Consider the following 7590-nt stretch of genomic DNA (forward strand, 5'->3'; position numbering starts at 1 on the left):
ATACTACTTCTAATTTTCGTCCCCGTACTGGGGATTATTTTTTATCACTCAGAGGAAAGCCTATTGACATATCTATTGAACGAAACAGTTTCCGTCCCTATACTGGGGATTATGTTTTTATCATGATGAAGAACGCGACTTAATCGAATTTATTGGGTCAGTAAGTTTCCGTCCCCATATTGGGGATTATTTTTTTATATATATCACATTATTAAATTGAAAGGAAAGAACACCATGAGTTTCCATCCCCATACTGGAGATTATGTTTTTATCAAAAAGGCTTTGAATTGAATAAAGAAGAATTGAGAAATTGCTTGTTTCCGTCCCCGTATTGGAGATTATTTTTTTATCCCTACCCTCTATAGTTATGATAACTAGAGCCTTTAAACCACGATCATCGGCGGAGTCGTTACAAAGATACTCTTAACTTCAATGAAACTCCCGAAAACTGTCGTTCAAGCCTATTATTATCAAATCGGCGGAGATTTATATCTAACATAAGAATACCATATCTATTAGACAAATTGCAAATTTCAAGTAATACAAATGCCCCACATCAGGATGTAGCTATCTTTTCAGATGTGGGGCACTCTCCTTCTAATCATTTTATTTCCATACCAATCAGATTCTTTACTTTAAAGTCTCTTCTTTTATCACATTCCCTATCTTTCTTGGAAATCCATAGCAATCATTCCTGGGAACAAAATTTTATAATAATCTGCCGCTACTTTTAATGTTTCTAACAGCTTCAAGCAATGCCTTTCAGTGCTCGTGTTTACATTTACCTTATGTTTTATCCAACGTTGTACATGGCGACTAAACCTTTCCACTACTTCACATACTGGAACACCCCATTGTAATTCTAATGTTGGTACATCTGCGTATGGAATAGTATTACCTTTGAATTGTTCTACATGAAACTCTAAGATCTTGGTTAATTGCTTCATGCATCTAGGAAAATCCCCAGTCACTTCATTACGATAGTTTAGTTGCAGTAAAATCTCTTTCGCTACGACCTCTATGGTTTGTAACCAAAATAATAGCGTTAATATATTTTTATGCTTGTCTTTCTCCAAAATAATATCTTGAGGCTCCTTACTATCTACTTTTCCTGCTTTAACCTTCTCCATTGTATATGTATAAGAGAATAAGGTCGGTAAAGCATCTATAGCGGCAAAAATAACATATAATTGCAGTTCTATACCTTGTAATTGTTCTTCTGTTATCTTTGTGGACTCTTTTGCATGCCTTTCAAGAGGCTCAATAAGGGGAAGCATATAGTCACTCATCTTTGAAGCTACCTGAATGATATCTTCCCGTGTATCATCAGGCATCCAAGTATCTTTATGGTCAAGGATATGATCTAACCGCTCATAAATTCTTTTCCGAATATTATCTCCACTTCTTGGATTTGTTTCTTCTACTAGGGTTATTATGTCATGAAACATAACATAGGTGCCTTGCCACCATAGGGTAAATAAGTTATCTGTTAATGCATTTCCTATCATTTCTATCACCTAATTCTCTTTGATATATTTATATTCGGCACGTAGTACTACAGGATACAAGGCTATATAACAGCGCACGATACGCTCTAGTCCTCGTAAACTATTTTCATAGGTATGAAACATAGTCCGATACGATTCGTATTCACTTTGGGACATATCTTTTGTATCATTAAACAGTTGATTTTTTAAGGTCTTCCAATAGATATCTGGTTCTTTCCAATGCTTTTTCATACACATATATGTAGCTCTTAGATCACTCCATGTTCGAATCGAACCCTTCCTAGCTTGCTGAATACAATCTTCTGTATGTTCTAGTGGAGCCGATTCATCAATATGACTTTCCTCATAAGAGAACCATTCTTTTTCCGCGAGTTGAACACGACGATGCACAAAGGCTTTTACTGCCATATGAAGTATATATAGCATATCTTCCACAGTCACATCTTCCGACAATTCCGTATATATATCATAGCTTTCATCTAATACGCTATTCACATCCGACTGTACCATCATAATAAACATTGGATACATCAATTTTGCTAATCCAACCATACCTGATAAAAGGATTTCCTTTTCACACTCATCTTCTAAATAGTCGCTATACTCAAATGTCCTTGATCTGTTAAGTGTATCCACTACATTAAGTAAAATTGTCCCTATATTTTGATACATTGTTTTATAGGCTTTTAAATTTACTTTAAAAGGCTTATCTTCTTTCCACTTATCTGTACTAACCCGCTTCCATTCATCACGAATCTTATACTTAGCTTCTTCTATATATGGTCTATCGGAATCAGAAAAATGATCTAAACTATACTCTATTATGTCTTTCATAATGGAATGAATAAAGTCATGACTACTGCGATACAGATACACCGGCTCACACTGTTTAACACGCTTTCGGATCGGTTCTCCATCTTCCGCCTCTAATGTCCACTCTGTATCGTAATTAACAGGATCCTCGGTATCTGTCAGGTAAACTCTATCATAATTATAGTAGGAATTATAATAGTCTCCATCTATCACTACCTAGTAATAGGAATATCGATCTTCACTATCCACATAATTCATTTCTTTAATGTAGTCACCACCAGCTATGAAAGTATCATACACAGTGCCATCGTAGTTATCCACTCTATGTAATAGATAATAAAAATATACGTCATGGAAAAACTCTCGAATATCTGCTAGATTGTCTGTACTAATAAGATCTATAGGTTCTTTTTCATCTTCTGACATATCAAAATCATCGTCTTCCAAAGCATCTGACTGCACAGAACTTTCATCCTCTCTACTAGACGGTTCATAGGTTCCTAAAATAATGCTTTCCAAAATTTCACCTAAGTGAGCCTCTTCCTCTACTGCATCTTGTAAATCACGAATTGCCTTCCAATCTTCTTCTTTATCATCACCACCTGATAAAATATGTTCTGTCAACATATCTGCTGGATATTTCATGGAAAAGAATAGCACATGCTCAAGGAACAATTCAAGAACTTGGAACATTCTAAGATACAGTGTACCCTCTTGTCTTGTTTGTAAGTACTCCAAGGTATCTTCAATAGATAGACAGTACGGTATCTGTCCCGCTTCTAAGATTGCTTCACTCATGTCAGGAGTGTTTATGATAATCCGTTTTCCTAAAAGCTCTGCTAATCTGTTAGAAATAAGCGTTTTCTGTTGGCTATGAAACCAATTCTTTGCCTCTTCTTTTTCAAGGGTGAGCAAACATTCTAGGTATTCTAAATCCTCTATCTTTTCAGCCACTAGGTCATCGATATATATATCTACGCCACCAATATGTGCTTTCAATAGATTTGGTAAACTATGATAGACATACTGCATGCCTCTCACGATGCTAAGTGGTTGAATATGACGACACATAATAGCTAACTGTCTAGTCGCCTCCGAATTGAATTCATACTCGGTATCTTCTAGCCAACGTAATCCTTTCCACATCTCTTTTTGAACATCCAGAAAGTCTTCCGGATATTCACTTTCACCATAGAACTTTTCTCTCATCACCTCTAAATAACAACGCATCAACAAACCAGATGCTAGCACCGTAACTGTTATATCATATTCCTCTAAATCTAAAGACAATGTACTGATATATGTGTCTTGCTCAAGTAACTCTACAATCTGGGAAAATCTGGAATATACACCTTCACAAATATCTATAAAGCTTAATTCAATGACATCCTGACAAGTAGAGATTCCAATTTCTATAAATCCATTAATAGTTTCATCAGATGTAAACTCACTAGCAATCGCTGTTAAATCTACTCTGTCTTGATCAGCATATGCAATCTCCTCTAGATCATTTGCTAAAAGAGACCTATGCCATATATCCCCTAAATAGTTTGATAGAGAACCCGCTAAACATTTGTCTTTCTTACCTTTCGTAGCCCCCTCTACTGCATCTAGTAATGCATTGCATAGTGCATCAAAGGCACATATAGTAGCTATATACTCTAACACATGGTCTGGCAAATTTTGTTTAGTTTCTACTTCTGTTTCCATCACATACTCCTCTTCTCGATGATCATCAAGATATGCTGTTACTATGGTGCTACGGGATAGCACCTACTATCCTATACTTGTATTTTCTTGTTATTACATATTCGACACACTTTCAAAAAATCCTTTTTCATTAATTTTAAGAATATTTTGACAAAAATATCCCCACATTAGAATCGATTCCATGTGGGGATGTTGTTACATATGTATTAAATTTTATAGTAGAGACTCTACTTTTTCTTTGCTTTGAAAACCCATCAATATTGCTCGCTTGTCATCAATGCATATTTTGTTTATCGTTTGCTTTAAATATCCCCAATCATATGTAGGATTAATTTGTCGTACTAACTCCATAATAATTAATAAAACTATCGCAAAACGATTTGTTGCCTTCTTCGCTCCCTCAATTTCATGATAAACAATATTATCATACCATGGCAACCTTACTTTAGGTTTTTTTCTTACCTTAATGTCTATCAAATTACCATTATGTGCACATATATTTCTTATAAAATAAATACATTTTAACCAGGATATTAGTTCATTATTAGTACATCCGTATATGCTAGCCAACCTAGTTAAGTTTTTCTCACTTAACATATCTAACATTTTTACAATCATACCAAGTGTTAGTAAATCAAATGCAATCCAAACTGTAGGAGATCCTTCTTCATTAAAATTTTCTTGATTTGAGTTTAAATTATACGACATCCTTTTTAATGAACCCAAAAGTGCTTCTTTTACAAGAAATTCTTGTTGGCAAATGTACTCTTTCGTAGTCTTTTCTTTATTACACCACGTGGAAAAATCTAAATATCCAAAAGCTCCATATCTTTCGCCTAATATGTTAGCAAAATTGGCTTTTATGGAAATTTCAACTTCTTCAATAGCATGAAGAAGAAATATTCTTAAATCTTTATCTTGGTAATAACGTTTTATAATATCTTTAAACTTTAAACCTTCATATGATAGTTTGCCTTTACCTAAATTAATAGCTAAAGGTTTGGCAATATTCTTTAACTTGTAATAGTTTATATGTTGAAATATAAAACTATCCCCTTCTGAAACACTCATACCTTTATCTGAAAACAATGTTAGCAATTCATCGTGTGATAACGCCTTTGGTGTATTCATAATATTCCCTCAACAATATACAAAAAAAGCCCCACGTCAGAATATATCTGTCCTTGCGGATGTGGGGGGTTTGTCTTATACATAGGATAACCCTAATTTCAAAAATTGTCAATACTTTTTTTATCCGACGGTGTCAAGTTTTTGTTGGAAAAATAATTTCCTAGCTTTAAAAGAGGGTTCCTTGTTACCAAAGAATCCTGCGTCCACCATGTTTAATTGCTTGTAACCATCCGTTACTTTTCTACACCTGGGATTGCAGTTCTAGGTGTTGGCAAGATTGACTAAAAATAGATTCTCTAAATGTTTGTCCTCTATCCATATATTGATTCATACTTTTTATCTTTTTATTATAGGCACTCAAAAATAGTTTTCTTCCTTCTCCATTTAAATAGCACCCTTCACCAGAATATTGAAAGTCTTCATCTACATCTATCATATTTCGCTTAACTAAATTAAGCATTAATGAATCAATCACAGGTGCTCTCCATTCTTCAATTAAATCAGATACTAAGGCTAGATGTCCACCCTTAATAGAATGCATACCCCCTACAAAAGGATGTAATCCAGCATTAATAACTCTTGCCATAATTTTATTAAAGAGCATACTATACCCTAATCCTAACATAGCATTAAATGAATCTAATGGAGGCTGTTTACTTCGTTTTGTAAAAGCAAATTCTAAAGGAACAATTTTTCCTAACCCTTCAAAATATAGACGACTAACAATTCCCTCATATCCCATCAGTTCTTCAATGCTTGTTGCTTTATGTATATTCTTGCGGATATGACAAATGTTATGAATGGACATCATAACACTATCATCAAGAAGATTCCTTTCATAGCGTCTCAATATAGTCAGCTGATTATTTATTTTAGCATTGATTAGCCTTTTGCTAAGTGCTAAACAGAAATCTTTATCGCCCCTTATAGTAAATTGTCTCTGATGCTTATGAATATCTACAGTATTGGTATTAATTAAAGTACCGAAATACTTTCCATATCCTGATAGCTAGGTCACTGGAATACCATTAGATATAAAATCAGTCAATAATGATGATGAAATATGAACCGAGTCAAATACTGTTACATCATCAATAGAATCAAATGGCACTTCAAATAACACCTCATGATTCCTACCAACAATAACATGTCCACCTTTTCGTTTAATAAATGAACTTGATTCTGTCACATATAAAGTCGTCATACAAATGCCTCCCTTATAATACATAACTATTGTTATAATGCACTCCGATTCCATATTATAAGACGTATATAATGCGGTGCATTGTTTACGCATAGAGCTAAGTATAATAATCTTAAGTTTTGTTGAAATTCGTCCCCGTATTGGGGATTATTTTTTTTATCTGTTTTCTGAACGAATTGTTGATGAAAGAGTGCAACATTTATGGTTTCCGTCCCCGTATTGGGGATTAATTTTTTATCTATCCAGAATTGCCTACATTAGATGACACTAGGCATATACGTTTCCGTCCCCGTATTGGGGATTAATTTTTTATCGCGTATACCTAAAATAAAGCAATATAACGATGCTCAAGAGTTTCCGTCCCCGTATTGGGGATTAATTTTTTATCAAAGTCACCACAGGCAAATTAACATCCGACCTTGAAACCGCCTTTCCGTCCCGTACTGGGGATTATTTTTTTCATTTTGATAAGTTATTATAATTAATTTCTACAAGGAGGAAACGTTTCCGTCCCCGTACTGAGGATTATTTTTTTATCTCTAAGAATTATGTTAGATAATAAAATTGCGCTATTGGCTTAAGTTTCCGTCCCCATACTGGGGATTATTTTTTTATCTAGGACATTCTCACATCTATGTGAAGAAGACATAGTATAATGTTTCCGTCCCCATACTGGGGATTATTTTTTTATCTGAACGAGAAACAGTTAAACGAAATCATTTAGCTATTAGTTTCCGTCCCCATACTGGGGATTATTTTTTTATCACTACCCTCTATAGTTATGATACCTAGTGCGTTTAAACCACGATTATCGGCGGAGTCTTCACAAAGATAACCCTAACTTCAATCAGAATCGCAAAAACTGTTGTGCAAGCCTATCCTTATCATATCGGCGGAGATTTATATCTAACACAAGAATACCATATCTATTAGATAAATTGCAAATTTCAAGCAATAAAAAAGCCTCACGTCAGATTTGCATATCTATCCTTACGGATGTGAGGGGTTTGTTTCAGTTACATAATAGACCTATCCTAACACTCTGTCAAGCATGATTTCATGCCTTCAGACAGTGTAAAATATTTTGTGTAAACATGTTTAGTTAGTATTGAAAAAAGAACTGAACTTCTTTAAGATTTAAGTGTCTAATAAAAATCACAGAAAGAAGGTTCAGTTCTTATGACTAATACTAACACAAATTTATTAAATGCACTACCAGTAAAT

4 protein-coding genes, 1 pseudogene and 2 CRISPR repeat arrays (1 of these 7 running past the window's edge) are annotated in these 7590 nt (G+C 34.2%); all 5 genes and pseudogenes read right to left on the minus strand.

The window, feature by feature from the left end; translation table 11 throughout:
- Positions 1–347: a CRISPR direct-repeat array (repeat unit 31 nt; unit sequence GTTTCCGTCCCCATATTGGGGATTATTTTTT) (it extends 377 nt beyond the left edge of the window).
- A 315-nt stretch (positions 348–662) separates the two neighbouring features.
- The 5 genes and pseudogenes from EO125_RS05110 to cas1 all read right to left on the minus strand — a co-directional run bounded on the left by EO125_RS05110 (position 663) and on the right by cas1 (position 6459).
- On the minus strand, positions 663–1508 hold the full coding sequence (locus tag EO125_RS05110) for a hypothetical protein (RefSeq protein ID WP_127147961.1): 846 nt from the start codon (positions 1506–1508) through the stop codon (positions 663–665).
- A gap of 9 nt (positions 1509–1517) precedes the next feature.
- The gene (locus EO125_RS05115; RefSeq protein ID WP_127147962.1) at positions 1518–2534 is read right to left on the minus strand and encodes a hypothetical protein; all 1017 of its coding nucleotides are present in this window, start codon (positions 2532–2534) and stop codon (positions 1518–1520) included.
- A gap of 3 nt (positions 2535–2537) precedes the next feature.
- Positions 2538–4031 (minus strand): hypothetical protein, encoded by a 1494-nt coding sequence (locus EO125_RS05120; protein WP_127147963.1) that lies wholly within the window; start codon positions 4029–4031, stop codon positions 2538–2540.
- Positions 4032–4244: 213 nt separating this feature from the next.
- On the minus strand, positions 4245–5162 hold the full coding sequence (locus EO125_RS05125) for an Abi family protein (RefSeq protein ID WP_127147964.1): 918 nt from the start codon (positions 5160–5162) through the stop codon (positions 4245–4247).
- A gap of 241 nt (positions 5163–5403) precedes the next feature.
- Positions 5404–6459 (minus strand): annotated as a pseudogene (gene cas1 / locus EO125_RS05130) (CRISPR-associated endonuclease Cas1).
- Positions 6460–6491: 32 nt separating this feature from the next.
- Positions 6492–7131: direct repeats of the CRISPR family, unit length 36 nt; unit sequence GTTTCCGTCCCCATACTGGGGATTATTTTTTTATCT.
- Positions 7132–7590 lie beyond the last annotated feature (459 nt).

The organism is Veillonella sp. VA139 (assembly GCF_003992005.1).
Lineage (GTDB): Bacteria > Bacillota > Negativicutes > Veillonellales > Veillonellaceae > F0422.

What these genes read in the sequence shown, in the direction of transcription:
- EO125_RS05120 (WP_127147963.1), bottom strand. Translation starts at nt 4,031, where the DNA reads ATGGAAACAGAAGTAGAAACTAAACAAAATTTGCCAGACCATGTGTTA.
- EO125_RS05110 (WP_127147961.1), bottom strand. Translation starts at nt 1,508, where the DNA reads ATGATAGGAAATGCATTAACAGATAACTTATTTACCCTATGGTGGCAA.
- EO125_RS05125 (WP_127147964.1), bottom strand. Translation starts at nt 5,162, where the DNA reads ATGAATACACCAAAGGCGTTATCACACGATGAATTGCTAACATTGTTT.